The organism is Staphylococcus sp. HMSC06C11, assembly GCF_001808345.1.
In the GTDB taxonomy this organism is placed as follows: Bacteria; Bacillota; Bacilli; order Staphylococcales; family Staphylococcaceae; genus Staphylococcus; species Staphylococcus capitis.
Genome location: NZ_KV793030.1, coordinates 142,933 through 159,946, shown reverse-complemented (window position 1 = coordinate 159,946; position 17,014 = coordinate 142,933). Strand labels below are relative to the sequence as shown.

General features: G+C 31.8%; 18 protein-coding genes. 12 read left to right on the top strand and 6 right to left on the bottom strand.

Annotated elements, in window-relative coordinates:
- The first annotated feature begins 6 nt into the window (after nt 1–6).
- Nucleotides 7–2,070 (top strand): DHA2 family efflux MFS transporter permease subunit, encoded by a 2,064-nt coding sequence (locus HMPREF3154_RS00880; protein WP_023351245.1) that lies wholly within the window; start codon nt 7–9, stop codon nt 2,068–2,070.
- A 174-nt stretch (nt 2,071–2,244) separates the two neighbouring features.
- On the opposite strand, the gene HMPREF3154_RS00875 is transcribed toward HMPREF3154_RS00880, so the two are convergent.
- Nucleotides 2,245–2,883, bottom strand: coding sequence for a hypothetical protein (locus tag HMPREF3154_RS00875; protein ID WP_023351246.1), 639 nt, complete (start codon nt 2,881–2,883; stop codon nt 2,245–2,247).
- A 217-nt stretch (nt 2,884–3,100) separates the two neighbouring features.
- On the opposite strand from HMPREF3154_RS00875, the gene HMPREF3154_RS00870 reads away from it, so the two are divergent.
- On the top strand, nt 3,101–4,000 hold the full coding sequence (locus tag HMPREF3154_RS00870; protein WP_023351247.1) for an alpha/beta hydrolase: 900 nt from the start codon (nt 3,101–3,103) through the stop codon (nt 3,998–4,000).
- 51 nt (nt 4,001–4,051) lie between these two features.
- Here the strand turns inward: HMPREF3154_RS00870 and HMPREF3154_RS00865 are convergent, their stop codons facing one another.
- Both HMPREF3154_RS00865 and HMPREF3154_RS00860 read right to left on the bottom strand, forming a co-directional pair.
- Complete coding sequence (locus HMPREF3154_RS00865; RefSeq protein ID WP_002432953.1) at nt 4,052–4,444, bottom strand: hypothetical protein; 393 nt, start codon at nt 4,442–4,444, stop codon at nt 4,052–4,054.
- Between the two features lie 2 nt (nt 4,445–4,446).
- Entirely contained in the window at nt 4,447–4,923 is a 477-nt protein-coding gene (locus HMPREF3154_RS00860) for a thioesterase family protein (RefSeq protein ID WP_023351248.1), read from the bottom strand.
- A gap of 107 nt (nt 4,924–5,030) precedes the next feature.
- Here HMPREF3154_RS00860 and corA point away from each other — a divergent pair, with 107 nt between their 5' ends.
- Together corA and fni are read left to right on the top strand one after the other, a co-directional pair.
- Nucleotides 5,031–5,978: a magnesium/cobalt transporter CorA gene (corA, locus tag HMPREF3154_RS00855; protein WP_002453874.1), complete on the top strand. Its 948-nt coding sequence runs from the start codon at nt 5,031–5,033 to the stop codon at nt 5,976–5,978.
- A gap of 45 nt (nt 5,979–6,023) precedes the next feature.
- Nucleotides 6,024–7,073 (top strand): type 2 isopentenyl-diphosphate Delta-isomerase, encoded by a 1,050-nt coding sequence (fni, locus tag HMPREF3154_RS00850; RefSeq protein ID WP_023351249.1) that lies wholly within the window; start codon nt 6,024–6,026, stop codon nt 7,071–7,073.
- Between the two features lie 129 nt (nt 7,074–7,202).
- Here the strand turns inward: fni and gltS are convergent, their stop codons facing one another.
- Nucleotides 7,203–8,411: a sodium/glutamate symporter gene (gene gltS / locus HMPREF3154_RS00845; RefSeq protein WP_002453872.1), complete on the bottom strand. Its 1,209-nt coding sequence runs from the start codon at nt 8,409–8,411 to the stop codon at nt 7,203–7,205.
- A gap of 330 nt (nt 8,412–8,741) precedes the next feature.
- Here gltS and HMPREF3154_RS00840 point away from each other — a divergent pair, with 330 nt between their 5' ends.
- From HMPREF3154_RS00840 to HMPREF3154_RS00830, 3 genes are read left to right on the top strand one after another with little or no spacing between them, the layout of a single operon-like run.
- The gene (locus HMPREF3154_RS00840) at nt 8,742–9,065 is read left to right on the top strand and encodes a PadR family transcriptional regulator (protein WP_016898615.1); all 324 of its coding nucleotides are present in this window, start codon (nt 8,742–8,744) and stop codon (nt 9,063–9,065) included.
- Complete coding sequence (locus tag HMPREF3154_RS00835; RefSeq protein WP_023351250.1) at nt 9,058–9,618, top strand: HAAS signaling domain-containing protein; 561 nt, start codon at nt 9,058–9,060, stop codon at nt 9,616–9,618. Before HMPREF3154_RS00840 ends, HMPREF3154_RS00835 begins: the two co-directional genes overlap by 8 nt.
- Nucleotides 9,615–10,421, top strand: coding sequence for a DUF4097 family beta strand repeat-containing protein (locus HMPREF3154_RS00830; RefSeq protein WP_002432679.1), 807 nt, complete (start codon nt 9,615–9,617; stop codon nt 10,419–10,421). Before HMPREF3154_RS00835 ends, HMPREF3154_RS00830 begins: the two co-directional genes overlap by 4 nt.
- Before the next feature lie 45 nt (nt 10,422–10,466).
- On the opposite strand, the gene HMPREF3154_RS00825 is transcribed toward HMPREF3154_RS00830, so the two are convergent.
- On the bottom strand, nt 10,467–11,075 hold the full coding sequence (locus HMPREF3154_RS00825) for a DNA-3-methyladenine glycosylase (RefSeq protein ID WP_023351251.1): 609 nt from the start codon (nt 11,073–11,075) through the stop codon (nt 10,467–10,469).
- Nucleotides 11,076–11,279: 204 nt separating this feature from the next.
- On the opposite strand from HMPREF3154_RS00825, the gene HMPREF3154_RS00820 reads away from it, so the two are divergent.
- The 3 genes from HMPREF3154_RS00820 (at nt 11,280) to HMPREF3154_RS11180 (ending at nt 12,937) form a co-directional block, all read left to right on the top strand.
- A complete protein-coding gene (locus tag HMPREF3154_RS00820) occupies nt 11,280–11,873 on the top strand; it encodes a DUF805 domain-containing protein (RefSeq protein ID WP_023351252.1) in 594 nt (197 codons plus the stop codon).
- Nucleotides 11,874–12,000: 127 nt separating this feature from the next.
- Nucleotides 12,001–12,198: a helix-turn-helix transcriptional regulator gene (locus HMPREF3154_RS00815; RefSeq protein ID WP_002453866.1), complete on the top strand. Its 198-nt coding sequence runs from the start codon at nt 12,001–12,003 to the stop codon at nt 12,196–12,198.
- Complete coding sequence (locus HMPREF3154_RS11180) at nt 12,191–12,937, top strand: hypothetical protein (protein ID WP_227489903.1); 747 nt, start codon at nt 12,191–12,193, stop codon at nt 12,935–12,937. Before HMPREF3154_RS00815 ends, HMPREF3154_RS11180 begins: the two co-directional genes overlap by 8 nt.
- Nucleotides 12,938–12,981: 44 nt before the next feature.
- Here the strand turns inward: HMPREF3154_RS11180 and HMPREF3154_RS00805 are convergent, their stop codons facing one another.
- Nucleotides 12,982–14,601 carry a ribulokinase gene (locus HMPREF3154_RS00805; RefSeq protein WP_030063407.1) on the bottom strand — a complete coding sequence of 540 codons (1,620 nt, stop codon included), beginning with the start codon at nt 14,599–14,601 and terminating at the stop codon, nt 12,982–12,984.
- Nucleotides 14,602–14,794: 193 nt separating this feature from the next.
- Between HMPREF3154_RS00805 and HMPREF3154_RS00800 the strand changes: the two genes are divergently transcribed.
- Nucleotides 14,795–15,694 (top strand): ABC transporter ATP-binding protein, encoded by a 900-nt coding sequence (locus HMPREF3154_RS00800; RefSeq protein WP_049326484.1) that lies wholly within the window; start codon nt 14,795–14,797, stop codon nt 15,692–15,694.
- The gene (locus HMPREF3154_RS00795; protein ID WP_023351257.1) at nt 15,687–16,922 is read left to right on the top strand and encodes an ABC transporter permease; all 1,236 of its coding nucleotides are present in this window, start codon (nt 15,687–15,689) and stop codon (nt 16,920–16,922) included. Before HMPREF3154_RS00800 ends, HMPREF3154_RS00795 begins: the two co-directional genes overlap by 8 nt.
- Nucleotides 16,923–17,014 lie beyond the last annotated feature (92 nt).

The following is a 17,014-nucleotide window of genomic DNA, read 5'->3' as shown; positions in this document are numbered from 1 at the left end:
CATTTTATGACAGCGACCTTCATTATTATTTATATTGTTATAGCGCTCATACTTATTGGTCTTATTAATGTTTTTCTTTCTAAATCTAGGAAAAAAGCAAAAGGTCAAAAAGCGGAACAACGTTCGACTAAGGATTCTAAGAATCAAAGTTATCAATCTAAATTTAAAGCAAGTGATCTAGATAAACAATCTGAGTCTAACAATGCTTCAAGTCGTGTCAGAAATCATTCTGATAATATCGAAGATGATAAAAGAAAACATCACTTCGAATCTACTAAAGAGGGAGATCAAAGATCTTCTAATGCAACACATTCAGAAAGTAGATATGATGACTATCCTGGTTCTTTACGTCGTTCAGATCAACATGAAGAAGAAAACGTAGAGAAACACGATAATCAAAATAATCATTCTACAGAATCAAATGAAGAATCAGATGAAGAATCAGATGAAGTTTTAAATCCTATTAACCCTAATTCTGTAGAAGGTAGAGTTAATGAGAAGATTAAAAACCAAGAATCTAACTTCATTTTTGGTAAAGGTATTTCAAGAGGTAAGATTTTAGCTGCAATGTTATTTGGTATGTTTATTGCGATTTTAAACCAAACATTATTAAATGTGGCATTGCCTAAAATTAATACTGAATTTAATATATCTGCATCAACTGGACAATGGTTGATGACAGGTTTCATGTTAGTCAATGGTATTTTAATTCCAATTAGTGCTTTCTTATTTAACAAATATTCGTATAGAAAACTATTTATTGTGGGCTTAGCGCTCTTTACGATTGGTTCACTTGTCTGTGCGATTTCGTTTAACTTCCCAATTATGATGGGAGGACGTGTGTTACAAGCCATTGGTGCAGGTATCTTAATGCCATTAGGTTCTAACGTTATTGTAACGATTTTCCCACCTGAAAAACGTGGTGTCGCAATGGGTACAATGGGAATAGCTATGATTTTAGCGCCAGCCATTGGTCCAACACTATCAGGTTATATCGTTCAAAACTATCATTGGAACGTCATGTTCTACGGTATGTTCTTTATCGGTTTAGTTGCAATTATTGTAGGTATGTTTTGGTTTAAACTTTACCAACGTACCACAAATCCTAAAGCCGATATACCAGGAATTATCTATAGTACAATAGGTTTCGGTGCTTTATTATACGGTTTCTCCGAAGCTGGTAATAAAGGCTGGGGTTCTACGGAAATTGTAACAATGTTTGTTATTGGTATTATCTTCATTGTTCTATTTGTAATTAGAGAGTTAAGAATGAAGGCTCCAATGTTAAATCTTGAAGTATTAAAATATCCAACATATACACTTACAACAGTTATCAATATGATTGTAATGATGAGTTTATATGGCGGTATGATTTTACTTCCTTTATATTTACAAGATTTACGTGGCTTCTCAGCATTAGACTCAGGCTTACTCATGCTTCCGGGTGCCTTAGTCATGGGTGCTTTAGGTCCTATAGCTGGTAAGCTATTAGATACTATAGGTATTAAACCATTAGCAATCTTTGGTATCGGTATTATGACTTATGCTACATGGGAATTAAGTAAATTGAACTTAGAAACGCCATATCTTCATATTATGGGCATATATGTATTGCGTTCGTTCGGTATGGCATTTATTATGATGCCTATTATGACAGCAGGTATGAATGCTTTACCTGCTAGATTGATCTCACATGGTAACGCATTTGTTAATACAATGAGACAATTAGCAGGTTCTATCGGTACAGCTATATTGGTAACAGTAATGACGACTCAACAAACCAATCATGTTGCAGCATTCGGGGATGAATTAGATAAAACCAATCCTGTTATCCAAGATCATATGCGTGAATTAGCACAACAATATGGTGGCGAATCAGGTGCATTAAAAGTGTTATTACAATATGTTAATAAACTTGCATCTGTTGAAGGTGTTAATGATGCATTTATCATTGCTACTGTTATTAGTGCTATCGCATTAATCTTAAGCTTATTCTTACAAAGTAAGAAAAAAGCAGAAGCGTCAGCTAAAAAAGCTAACGCAGAAGATAAAACAGCTCACCAAGAATAAAAACTAATTAAGAGATAAAAATGTGTTGTGGGGACACTTAGAGCCACTTACAATCGGAAGATTGTTAGTGGCTCTTATGCATGCGCGAGAGCGCAGGCGAACCGCTTTAAACTATTAATACGAATAAAAGGCCAATCCAGAACTTGATTAAAAGTTATGGATTGGCCTTTTGCATTATCTTATACGTGCTAGTCGATTACGGAAGAATAAACTAATGAATAAGAGTGCAATACTACAAGCAAGTAAAATGAGTGCATTATGTATTGCATCAGCTTCATTAATTACTTGGTCTGGAGAAACAGTTAAATAATATTGTTTAAGAGATTCAGAAATTTTTTGCGCAATTGTATGAATAATATAGCTAAAATACAAAGTAATCAGTAACATAGCTGCTAAAATAAATAAATTGAAAATCTTCAATAAAGTTCTATTAAGAATAATTGTAATTACTGTAATAAACATGCTAACTAAACAAAGAATAAAGAATATATTAAACACCATTATGAGGTTGTCTATAGATTTTTGTAAGTCATCCATATTGCCCAAATTAATATTTAAATTACCGATTTTAGTTAGAGTATCTTGGAAGTTTTGAATTTCATGGAAATTAATTGTTTTATTAGCGAAAGCAAGGTTAAAAATAGGTTGTTTCAACATACTATAACCTGTTATAGCAGTTAAAATGAGTATGATCAGATGGATGATAATACTAACCCATGAACGCTTTTTCTTCCCATATCTTTTGCCTCGGTGTATTTCTTGCTCATGAAATTGAGCGTTGAAGTTACTTGGATTTTGATTATGTTCAGACACTAAGATGCCTCCTTTAATTTTGCTGTCCTATATTTATCATTTTCACTTTATGTTTGTTATAATTGGCTTTATTCAAGACATATACGCGCACACATAAAGTGGTTTAAGATTCATCTAACTCATATAATATTATATCTTTTTTAGAAAAATGAATATAGCACTTTAAACAAATTGTTTTCTAAATTTAAAATTTGAAAAGAGGTAGGTCTAGCAAGCTATGAAAAATCGTTTAATGAATAGAGTAGTCAATAAATATATACTTCATAACAGATCAATATTTTTCGAAAATGACGATGAGGTAGAGCAATTTTTAGAAAAAAGAAGAGACGAAAATAGTAAAAAACATAAACAACCCTCATCATTAAATGTAAAAGCAAATCTTGATAAATTATCTTTAGGGGATATGCAAGTATTCAGATTTAATTTCAGACATGAGTCTAATAATAAAATTCTGTATTTACATGGGGGATACAATACATTGCAACCCTCACCATTCCACTGGAGATTGTTAGATAAATTAGCATTAAATACATTACATGAAGTTGTGCTACCTATTTATCCTAAAGCGCCTGAATATCACCTAGAAGATACATACAACGCGATTAAGGAAGTTTATGATGAATTAGTAGCTGAAGTTGGTGTTGATCATATCGTCATCATGGGAGACGGTTCAGGTGGCGGATTAGCTATGCGATTTGTACAATCCTTAATTGAGGAAAATGAACCTGTCCCAAGTAAACTATTTTTAATTTCACCACTTTTAGATGCGACACTATCAAATAAAATGATTACCGAAGACTTAGAAGACGAAGATATATTAGTAAGTCGATTTGGTGTGAATGAACTTATGAAAGTATGGTCTAATGGTCTACCATTAACGGATAAACGTGTTTCACCACTCTATGGTGAGCTAAGAGGATTACCTCCTGTATACATGTATGGAGGAGGTAAGGAAATACAAAATCCTGATATGAAAGAGCTCGCACGTTTACTAGAAGACTATGGTCAATATGTTGAGTTTAATGAATACCCAAAAATGGTGCATGATTTTCCATTATATCCAATAAGACAATCACATAAAGTCATCAAACAAATTACGAAGGCTATTCGGAAATAAAGAACAAGGACTTTGGTTAAATCAAACTACCAAAGTCCTTGTTCTTTATAGTTATTCTATTATCGAATTTATATGTGTGACAATAAAATTTTGTCCCTTTAAATAGTAAAAAGATGCCATAAAATCATCAAATTGACGTGGTATGTCAGTAAAATTACTAAAAGTAAATTTCTTTTCTAAGTTTTGATCTTGAACATATTTTTCAAAATTATTATATTGAATAAGAAATTCTTCATCGATTTGGTTCTCATCAATAAGCGTAAATATTTCATCAATCGCAAACTTTTGTCCTTGTAAATAACTCATATGAATTGCTCGTTTAAAAAGTTGAGATGCAGGCCCATTAATGACTAATTCTTTCTGATTGTTTAACTCACTCAACTCAAATTTAACGTCATCTTTCAAATCTATAAGCTCGTTTTTTATACGTTTCCTAGTAGGCATAACTATTCTCCTTTCTTAGGTATACCAATGCGATGTCCTAGTTGTTTAGGCCACTCAATTTTTTCCTGTTCTAAATCATAAGCTTCTATAAATTCCTTATATTTCTCAGGAAATGGTGCAGAGCGCCGTTGATTCTTGTCGATACCCATCATCATTACTTCATTTGTAGCAGCTATAGTTCCATCTTCATGCAACATTCTTAAAAATAAGTGCGTACGTTTATAATCATAGTCGTAAAGGTATAATTCTACAGTAAATGACTGATCAAGAGACAGTTCTGCTAAATATGTAGTATGTGCTTCTATTGTAAATACTGTATATTGATTTTCTTCTCTTTCTTTAAGAGATAGCCCATGACTATAATTAAACTCATTAATTACATCGCTAAAAATTACATTATAATATGCATCATGCATATGGTTATTATTATCAATCAAATCTTCAGTTACTTTTCGTGTTACAGTAAATATTTTAGACATCTCTTATCCCCCTTGAATATAACTCTATCTTACTAAATTAAATTAACACATACACGTGATTGATTTCATGATAGAATGTAACTGAGATAATTGGAGGGGGAAGTAAGATGACAATGACCGTAAGATATCAATCTTTAACACAACCTCTTACGGAAGTATCAAATATTCAAGACGTCCCTAGTGATGCGACAATTATTTGGTATGATTTTGAAAATGCTTCAAATAAAGAAAATGAATTTCTAAGAAATAAATTCGATTTTAACTATTTAGAAATTGATGATGCTATTACAGGTATACCACGAGTTAAATACAAAGAATATAAAGAATATCAATATATGATTTTTCACAGTATTATTGATAAAGATTATTCACCCATCGCATTAAATGTATTTCTTCAAAATAATATACTTGTCACGTATCATCATAAACCTTTTCAATCTTTAAAAAGGGTCGCCGAATATAATGCTGAAAACCATGATTCAGAATTAGATTGCGCGGATATAGTGATACATATACTTGATAGTATGGTAGATAAATATTTCGATTTCGTATATGGTATTGAAGATAAAGTTTATAATTTTGAAGCTCGTCATGTTGATGATCGCTATAGTAAGAATGTGATGGAAAACGTTTTTCAGTTACGTTCAGATTTGATTAAAATTAAACGAGTTATGTTTCCAATGCAAGAAGTTGTTGATACGATTAAGAGTGAAGGTAATATCATTAAAGATGCTAAACACTCAATGTACATTCAACATATTGATGACCACCTTATTAAACAGAGAAATGTCATTAGAACAGCTCAAGAAATGACAAATGAAATTCGAGAAAATTATGAGTCATTCACCTCATTTAGAATGAATAGTATTATGCAAATACTCACACTTGTATCGGTTATTTTCTCACCTTTAACATTTATAGCTGGTGTTTATGGAATGAACTTTGATTATATGCCAGAGTTAAAATGGCATTATGCTTATTTTATATGTTTAGGCGTAATGCTTGTGATAACAATTGTTTTAGTCATCTTTTTCAAAAGGAAAAAATGGTTCTAAAACTTTAACAAAAATATTTGAATTTAAACAAAGGAAGGTATTTCAATGAGTGATTCACTGAGAGAACAAAGAAAAAATGAACATGTAGAAATTGCTATGTCTCAACATGATGCGCCTCAATCTGATTTTGATAAATTAAGATTTGTTCATCATTCCATTCCTAGCATTAATGTCGATCAAGTTGATTTAACAAGTCATACTTCTCACTTTGATATGCAATCCCCAGTGTATATTAATGCGATGACGGGCGGTAGTGATTGGACGAAGCAAATTAACGAAAAGTTAGCAGTAGTCGCTAGAGAAACTGGACTAGCAATGGCGGTTGGATCTACACATGCTGCTTTAAGAAACCCTAAAATGGCAGATACATTTAACATTGTAAGACAGACTAATCCTGAGGGTATGATATTTAGTAATGTTGGTGCAGATGTGCCTGTTGAAAAGGCGTTACAATCAGTTGAATTACTTGAGGCACAGGCATTACAAATTCATGTGAATTCACCACAAGAATTGGTTATGCCAGAAGGTAACCGTGAATTTGTAACTTGGATGGATAATATAGAAGCTATTGTGAATCGCGTGGATGTACCAGTAATTGTTAAAGAAGTTGGGTTTGGTATGAGTAAAGAGACCTTTAAGTCTTTAGCTGAAATTGGCGTTCAATATGTAGATGTAAGTGGTCGTGGTGGAACGAATTTTGTTGATATAGAAAATGAACGTCGTTCAAATAAAGATATGGATTACTTAACCCAATGGGGGCAATCGACAGTTGAATCTCTACTTGAAAGTACAGATTATCAAGATAAATTAAATGTATTTGCAAGTGGTGGGTTACGTACACCTTTAGATGCATTAAAAAGTTTAGCCTTAGGTGCTAAAGCTGTTGGTATGTCTAGACCATTTTTAAATCAAGTAGAGCAATCAGGTATTACTAATACGATTGAATATGTAGAATCTTTCTTAAATCATATGAAAAAAATTATGACAATGTTAGATGCTAAAGATATAGATTCACTTACTCACAAAGATATCGTATTTAGCCCTAAACTACTCTCTTGGATTGAACAACGTGGCTTAGATATTCACAGAGGCTAAAGTTTAATATATAAAATGTACGAAAGTATAAATTAAAGGCTGAAAGAAGGCTTCATTACGAAGCTTTCTTTCAGCCTTTTTTAGTTTAATTATATGCATGATTGTTTTCATGCTATTAGACGTTACGTATTAACTAAAGAATTGTATAAAGCTCATTACAATAATAACGCCGATTAGATCTATTAAAAATGCACCAACTATAGGAACTACAAGATATGCTTTAGGTGAGCTACCATACTTTTTAGTAATAACGTCAAGGTTAGCCATTGCATTAGGTGTCGCACCTAAACCATGACCAATAAATCCACCAACCATTACTGCAGCATCATAGTCTTTACCTAGTCCTCTAAATAATACGAAGATAGAGAAAAGTACCATGAAGACAACTTGTATCAATACAATGATGATTAAAGGAATAGCGAGTGAATAAATTTCGGTAAGCTGAATACTCATTAATGCTAAAGATAAAAAGATACCAAGTGAGATATCACCAATTTGGTCGTTAATTTTTAAATCAACAATGTTTAATCCAGCAAATTCTGATACATTTCGAATGATAACGGCAACAAACATTGAACCAACATACATAGGAATGTTGACGCCAGTCATGTGAGTGAATGTATCTCCGATATATGTCCCTAAAGCCATACAAAATACTAGAATTGTAAATTGAATGAAAAATATTTGTGTTGGTTTAAATTTATTATGAAGTGATTGATTATATTCTACTTCACCATAATTCTTATATGATTCATCACGATGTTCTGGAGTAAGGTTATATCGTTTTATTAAGTATTTAACAACTGGTCCGCCGATTAATCCTCCAAAAACAAGACCTAGTGTTGCGGCAGCAAGTGCTGCGGTTACAGCGGAATCAATACCCATGTCTTGGATTGTTTTACCGTATGCAGCTGCATTACCATGTCCACCTTCCATTGACATAGAGCCAGCAGTTAACCCTAACAAAGGCTGGATATTTAAAATTTTAGCGAGAGATACACCTATAATATTTTGACATATCGCCATGATTCCACAAAACATGAAATAAAGAAGCATGACTTTACCGCCAATTTTAAACAACTTTAATGATGCGCCTAAACCAATAGTAGTGAAAAAGGCCAACATAAAGAAATCTTGTATAAATGATGCATCGAGTTTGATTTTAACAATATGTAAAGAATCAAGAATGGCTACGAGAATTGAAAAGAGTAAACCGCCTATAACTGGAGCAGGTATACATATTCTCCTTAATATCGATACATGATTAATGATTGATTGTCCGATTAAATATAGAACACATGCTAAACACAAGGTTGTGATTGCATCTAACTCTATCATAAAAATGCCCCCTTAGAAGTAGTCCCAAAACCTATGTTTAATACTTAATCTATATAATTATGTAAGCGTTATAAAAAGCCATAATAACCATTATACATGTAGAATTTAAATAAATCTAGGAAATCAAATAATATTATTTATATATATCTAGTATTCAGAACATTTTAATTTGAATTAAATACAAGTTTAACAATAAATTAAAAAATGCACGTTAAATTTACATAATGTTAAAAATCAGTACCTTGCAATGTACAGTAGTGGGTGCTATATTAGTTATAACAACTACTGTGTATTGTTCAATACTGAATAATACATAAAGGAGGTAGATACATGAACACTCAATTTAAAAAGGGCGCTCTAGAGTTAATTGTCTTATTAATTATTAAAAAAGAAGATCAATATGGGTATTCTTTAGTTCAAAATATCTCACGCTATATGACTATTGCGGAAGGGACTGTGTATCCATTGTTAAGACGTTTAGTCAAAAGTGGAGAACTTGCTACTTATTATCAACCATCATCAGAAGGTCCATCTCGAAAGTATTATAGTCTTACTGAACAAGGGCTGGAAAGATTAGACATACTTAAAAATGAATGGGATTTATTCTCTAAAGCAGTCAATCAATTTATAGAGGAGAGTGAAGCAAATGAATAAAGATCATTATTTAAAGTTACTAAAGAGATATTTAGGACATATCAATAATGATGAGAAGCAAGATATTCTAAATGAGTATGAAACACATTTCTATAGTGGAAAACAAGAAGGGAAATCTGAAGAACAGATTTCTCATGAACTAGGTAATCCAAAATCTATTGCAAAAGAATTAAGAGCTACTGCAGCGGTCGAGAGAGCAAAAAGTAATAGCTCAATAAGTAATATTTTTTCTGCGATTATTGCAGTTATGGGACTCAGTTTATTCAATTTCTTTATTATATTGTTCCCCGCTGTCATGATCATTTTTGCAATTGTATCTTTAATTCTCTTCACTATTTCAATGCTAGGTGCACCAATAATGCTAATTGTTAAAGGATTTATTGATGGTTTTAGTTCAATTATTCTTTACGATGTTTTTATGGCTGGACTAATGTTCGGCATTGGATTAATGGTCGTAGTTATAACTATTTATATTATTAAATGGATATATATTATGATTGTGAAATATCTAAAATGGAATGTCTCAGTTGTGAAAGGAAGTGTTCAGTCATGAAGAAATTTCTTATCACATTATTTATTTTTGGCTTTGCTTTAGTTGTTATATGTGGTATAGGTCTGTATGCACAAGGAGAAAAACTTGAAAAAGAAGATAGCTACAATGATAAAGTAACGACAAATCTCTCAAAAAAATATAAAAAAGATATTCGCTCGATTGAAGTCAATTCTGACATGAGCGATGTTACAATCAAAAAAGGAAATCACTTCTCAGTAACATCTAGAGGTGATGATAAGAATGTAAAAGTTAAGAGTTACATTAAAGATAAACAGTGGATTCTTAAAGAAGAAACTAAAGAATCAGTGATTAACTTTAGGCCTTTAAATAATGTCGAAAATCATATCACTATAACAGTTCCTAAAAAAACTAATAAATTGTCTGTGAATGCGAATGATGGAGATTTAAAAGTAAATAATATTAATGTTGAAAAAGCAAAATTGAATGCTGATTCAGCTGATATATCAATTAACAAAGGTAAGTTTGATCAGCTTTATGTGAATAATGATTCAGGAGACATTTCAACATCAAATATTAATTCCAAAAAACTTATAAAATTGATCAATGACTCAGGAGATATTAATTTGCAAAAAATGCAACCTGATGTAAATACAAATATTAAAAATGATTCAGGAGATATTTCATTACATTATAAAGAAAAGCCTAAAGATACCCTTTTAAAAATACATAATGATTCAGGTGATTCTTATGTAGGGTTAAGGGAATTAAAAGATAAAAAAGTAGGTAATGGTAGTAAAAAACTACAATTATTTAATGATTCAGGAGATATTAAAGTGAATTAAATGCAAAGAAGCGAGGATGCTCTTAACGAGTTCCTCGCTTTCTAATTATTTCCAAGTATGATCTGGGTTTTGAAAGTCTGATTTACGCATTCGTGATACATAGGGATTTCCTTTGACAGTATAACGTAAGGGTTTATCAGTCCATTCTCCTTTATTTGGGATGCCTATTCTTCCACTTTCAATTATTTCTTTAGGAAATTTTCTATTTTTAGTATCTATGGATAATCTGCAATCATTTAATGTTGAGCCATCGATAGCTCTTGGTATATTTAAAGCTTTAGTCCATTTACCTGGACCGTTAGTTATCTCATATCCAGTTTTTCCACGATTAGCTTTCATTGCTTCAATACCGTCTTCTGGTTCAATTGCACGAATGAGTACTCCTTCTGGAACACCCTTAGTGCGAGTAACAAAATTAATCAATAAATGAGTATGCATGACATGTGCGTATATGGTCCCACCATTTTTGTATAGTGAGGTGACTTTGGGAGTTTGCTTTCCACCATAACCATGTGCAGCCTTGTCTTTAAAACCTAAGTAGGCTTCAGTTTCTACAATGTAACCAGAATAATATTGGTATTCATCTTGATATATGATTTTAACCCCTAATAAATCTTTTGCTGTTTGAATCGTTTGTTTATTAATAAAGTCCACTGTGATCTCACCTTAGAAATTTATAATAAGAATTCTTTTTGACTTTTAAAATTGAGAAATAAATTTAATTATATATTTTGATTAAACTTATGTTTTGATATACTCAAAATGCTAGTTACTTTCCAAGTGTACTCTTCTTAATTTATCAAAGAGTAAATAAATTTAAAACACTTTTACATAACAGAGCATAAAGGAGATTTAAATATGCGACAAAAAGCGAGATTTGGACAAGCGCTTAAATTATTTTGGTCTAACTATGTGAACTTCAAAGGACGCTCAAGACGTAGTGAATTTTGGTATGCTATGTTGTGGAATTTAATATTTATGATTCCTGGCATCATAGGACTATTTCTTGGGTACGTTTTTATTATTTCTGGTGCAATAAGTAATAAAGAAGGTAGTCTTCTCTTCGGTGGAGCGTGTCTTATTATAGGTGGTTTATGGTATCTAATCTATTCACTCGCAACATTAATTCCCAATTTAGCTATTTTAGTGCGTAGATTTCATGATTTGTCACTTTCAATGTTGATACCTATTTGTTTTATTGTTGCCAATTTTATCATATATATCATATCTAATATTATTGTGGAAAATCCTAATACGTCTGAAAATGGATATGCTTTAACTTTTATTATGATATTAAATATATTCATCTGGGTTTTCTCAATTTATGTTTTAGTGATGACATGTTTAAATAGTAAAAAAGAAACTAATAAGTATGGTCCGAGTCCTAAATTTACAGATTTCAATCATAGTTTAGATGGCGAAAATCATAATCCATTAGATAAAGATGAATAATTTCAAATTTTAAGCGATCTCTTTATGAGGTCGTTTTTTTAGGTAAGGATGTCGTATATAATTGACTATTCATTGTTCATTTTATTATGATAAAAGTAATTATGATTGAGGAAAAGGGGCTGTAACATTGAATAGAGTAAAGCAATATAGAGCACATCAAAAAATATCGCAACTTGCTTTAGCCCGAGCAGTAGGCGTTTCTCGACAAACGATTAATATGATAGAAAATGATAGATATAATCCATCTTTGAAATTATGTATAAACATCGCTAAAGAACTCAATGTCACATTGAACGATTTGTTTTGGGAGGATAAAAATGGTTAGCAAGCTATTTAATGTCAAAGACGAGTATCAACTAGAACAATTTAATCGCTTATTTGCCAAAATAAGTGCCCTTGTATCTATTTTAATGTTGGCTTTGTTATATTTTGAAGCTATTTTTGATGTTGAGAGGTCTTATTTATCACCTTATTTAATAGGTGTATTACTTTGTCTCATCGTATTAGCATGTATGTTAATGACAAATGGGTATAGTGAAGAATCGAAAGAAATATATGTTAGAAATGAAGAAGAGAAAAAGTGGCTTAAAAAAATGAGTTTAAAAAAACGTATGATAGCTTTCGGTATTACTAGCATTTATTTACTTTTAGTAAATTTAATCATTGTGCCTTTAGTAACTAAGGGCCATATCGATAGGTTTCAATTTTCGCAAATTACTCCATTTATTGTACCATTTATAATTTTGATACTCAGTGATAAAAGGATTAAAGTATCAAAGACACCTACCGCACCAGCTAAGGAAAAGCTGAATACCACAGATAGGTTACTTAATTTAATCCCTCAATACAATTTTAGCGATGAGTATGAACGAATGAGAATAGAAATGGAATATGCCAAAAATTGTATATGGTTATTACCTGCATTATTAATCATATCCATTGTAGATATCATCATTTCAGTGGTTATGCACCATATGCCGTATGCACCTTTGATTACACTTCTTATAATTGTCATTTTTATAGCCATTGCTTTATTCAAAGTACACAAGATAAAAAAAGCTTAAAATAATAGTGGTCAAAGTAAAATATCTACTTTGACCACTATTTATTATTTGTGTATATAAGATAAAGTTGAATGTTCACGTCCAAGAATATCATGAAGTTGACGATACTTATCAAAGAGTCTTTTATAAGCTTTCACTTTTTCGCTTTCAGGTTCTTTAACGTAATGAATAGGTTGCTTCATATGCTCTACAGCATCTTTAAGCGTCGAATAAGCACCACCAACATTTGCGCCTAACATAGCAGCGCCTAATGCTGTTGCGTTTGATGATTCCAGCACAACTACTTTTTTATTTAACACATTGGCGTAAATATCGACTAAGAGTTTACTTTTTTTAGGGATACCCCCAGAAGCATAAACGGTATGAACAGGAATATGATGGTCTTCAAATTGATTCATTATCATTTTTGTACCGAAGGCAGTAGATTCTAAGTAAGCACGATGAATCATTTCGAAAGGTGTTTGTAATGTTAAACCGAACACACTACCTGTAAGGTGACTATCACTTAGAATACTTCTATTACCATTGTGCCAATCAAGTACTATAACATGTTGATCTTCTACATTAATATTACTTGCTAACTCTTCCAAGTACTCAAGTAAGGGGACATTATTTTCAAGAGCAGTATCTGTAATTGACTTTGGAGCCAGTTGTTCTGAGTAACTAAATAGATCACCAACTGCGGCTTGGCCTGCTTCATAGGCATATAAACCGGGTATAATAGCATCTTTTACTGAACCAGTAATTGCAGGAATAGGTTCTTGTTTAGGATCTAGCATAAGGTGGCAGGTACTCGTTCCAATTACAGCTGTGAATTCGCCTTGTTCAATGGCACCTGCTCCTAGAACGCCTGAATGTGCGTCAATCATGTATGGAGAAATTTGAACTTGAGAGGGAAGTCCCCACAATTCCTGATAATATTTAGCTAAAGTGCCTGCGCTTTCTCCAATATTAATTACTGGTGCTTCACATTTTTCTTTTACAATATTAGGTAAATCTTTGTCTACAGCTTCGAAAAACGCATAGTTAAAACCATTTTCTCTATTCCAAAAGCCTTTGAAACCTATACCGCAATTGGAACGTATATTTTTATATGTAAGTAAACTGGTAATGTAATCTCCAGCTTCCATAATATAATGAGTGTGTTCTAACAATTCAGGAGCTTTATGTTTCATTTCAAGTATTTTCGGAATCATCCATTCACTATTGACGCTTGAACCATAATAATCAAGCCAGTTCTGATTCTCTTGTTGATTAACTTCAACCATTTGTGTTGCTTCATCTTGAGCCCCATGATGCTTCCATAATTTGACATATGCATGGGGATTACTTTTAAAATTATCATGTCTATGTAGAGGTTCGAAATGTTCATCTAAAAATACAATAGTACAACTTGTAAAATCTACACCAATTCCTATTACCTCATTTCTATTCACTTGACTTTCTTCTAATACATGCGTAACCCCATTTTCAAGTATGTACTGATAATCATCAGCATTTTGTAAAAAATAATTACGTGGTAACGTTTCCCCGTATAGTGATTCAGCAATAGTACTGTGAGGATATGTTTCTTCATAACTTGAAATAATATCGCCATTGGATGTATCAACCAGAATTACTCGACCAGAAGCGGTGCCGTAATCAATTCCAATACTGTAGCTCATTTTACTAACCCCTTTATTTTATGAAGATAATCAACGTCTATTTAACGATAGATTGTTTGTGAATAATGATAGGGCTTTCAAAATTATTTGTAAAGTTTATTAATTTTATGAAGTTTACTTATATTATGCAATTAAATAATGTTATATTGAAAAAGAATTCAAAATAGAAATTTTAGTGTTAGGAGTAGAAACGATGGGTTTGTTAATTGAACATGTCACCAAGAAATTTGGAGATTTTACAGCAGTAAATGATATTTCGCTAAGACTTGATAAGGGGAAAATGTTGGGATTCTTAGGGAGAAATGGTGCGGGAAAAACAACGACATTTCGCATGATTCTTGGCTTAAGTGAAACTACAACAGGCCATATTACATATGAGGGGAAAAATATTAACAAACATATGTATAACAAAGTTGGCTATTTGCCAGAAGAGCGTGGCCTACATCCCAAAATGACTGTAGAGGAAGAACTCACTTATCTTGCCACTTTAAAAGGTTTATCAAGTAGAGATATTCAACAACGTATTGATTATTGGTTAGAGCGATTTGCAATTACTGAGAATCGAAAGAAACGTATTCAATCTTTATCTAAAGGTAATCAACAAAAAATTCAATTACTTGCAAGTATGCTTCATGAGCCAGAATTACTTATTTTAGATGAACCGTTTAGTGGGCTAGATCCCGTTAACGTGGAATTACTTAAACGTGCAGTTAAAGATTTAAATGATAAAGGATCTACTATAATATATAGCTCACATCGAATGGAGCACGTTGAAGAACTATGTGATGACGTTTGTATTATTGATAAAGGACAACTTGTTGTTTCAGGAGATATACAGAAAGTTCGCTCTGAACTTGGTAATAAATTAGTTATCGTCGAATCAGATCATCAGATAGATGGTCTTGATGATATACCAGGAATCTTGAAAAAGGAGCATCGTAAACATGATGTTCGTTTAACGATTGAAAATGAAGCGGTTGCGGAAAAGATTTATAATACTGTAATTAAACAAGGATACGTGAGACGTTTTCAAGTCTTAGAACCATCGCTTAATGATATATTTATCGATAAAGTAGGTGAACTACATGAGTAAATTTTGGTCAACATTCAAACTCACTTATATGAGTAAAATTAAATCAAAAGCATTTATTATATTTATGGCCATCGTTGTTGTGCTCATGGTTGGACTTTCAAACATAGATAAAATTATGGGGTTATTTGATCATGGTCCAGATAAAGTAGGTATAGTTACACAGAATGAACAAATATACAAAGTGTTAAAGCAACAAGGACATAGTCTTGAAGATGACGCGAAATTAAAAAAAGTAAGTGAAAACAAAGCAGAAAAGTTAGTTAAAAATGAAAAATTAGATAGAGCCTATGTAGTTAAACAAAATAAAGATAATCAATTGTCAGGTACTATATTAAGTAAGGACAATGTTGATGTTGAAGATAAACAGCGGTTTACTGAAGTATTAACAACAATGCAATCTCATTTAGTTGCCTCAAAGCTTGACTTAAGCCAAAAAGAGTTAAAACAATTGCAATCGCAAAGTCATGTAGATAGTAAAATCATGTCTGATAAAGAAGATAGTCAATTAAATTCTGGCCAAAAAACGCTAAATTACATTTTGATTTACGCAACATTAATGCTAATATTTTTCATCATTTTCAATTTTGCAGGTCAAGTGGCAATGGAAATTGCTACGGAGAAAACATCACGGGTGATAGAAATGATAATTACAAGTGTTTCACCAGTTGTACATATACTTGCTAAAATTGCTGCAGTAATTGCTGTTGCTTTCACTCAAGTTATCATGATTATTCTTACGGCATTAATATGTATATTTGCATTTGATTTAAAGAAATTGTTCAAAAACTTTGATATACAAATGAATCACCTTGCATGGCAAATTATTGTTGTGAGCTTGCTATGTCTGATTGTAGGTATTTTCTCTTATGTGTTGCTTGCAGCTATTCTTGGATCGCTCGTCTCAAGAATTGAAGATATGAATCAAACTTTAATGCCATTAACATTATTAGCTATGATTGCATTTTACATCGCGATATTTAGTATCATGAAGCCAGATATGTTACTCACTAAGATTACAAGTTTTATACCATTTTTAGCACCGTTCGAATTATTAGTACGATCTCAATCATCTGATCTAGACATATGGGAAATTATTGTCAGCATGGGGTTATCAGTGATTGTGATTATCTTATTATTATGGATAGCAGTAAAAACATATAAAGATTCTGTTCTCACATTTGAGAAAGGATTATTTAAATCTATACATCGACTCATTAAAAATAAATAACTCAGTAAAGCCAAGTATTTGAATTTTCATCAAATATTTGGCTTTTTATATGGTTAACCTATGGAATAATAAAAGAAAAAGTGTAACAATAT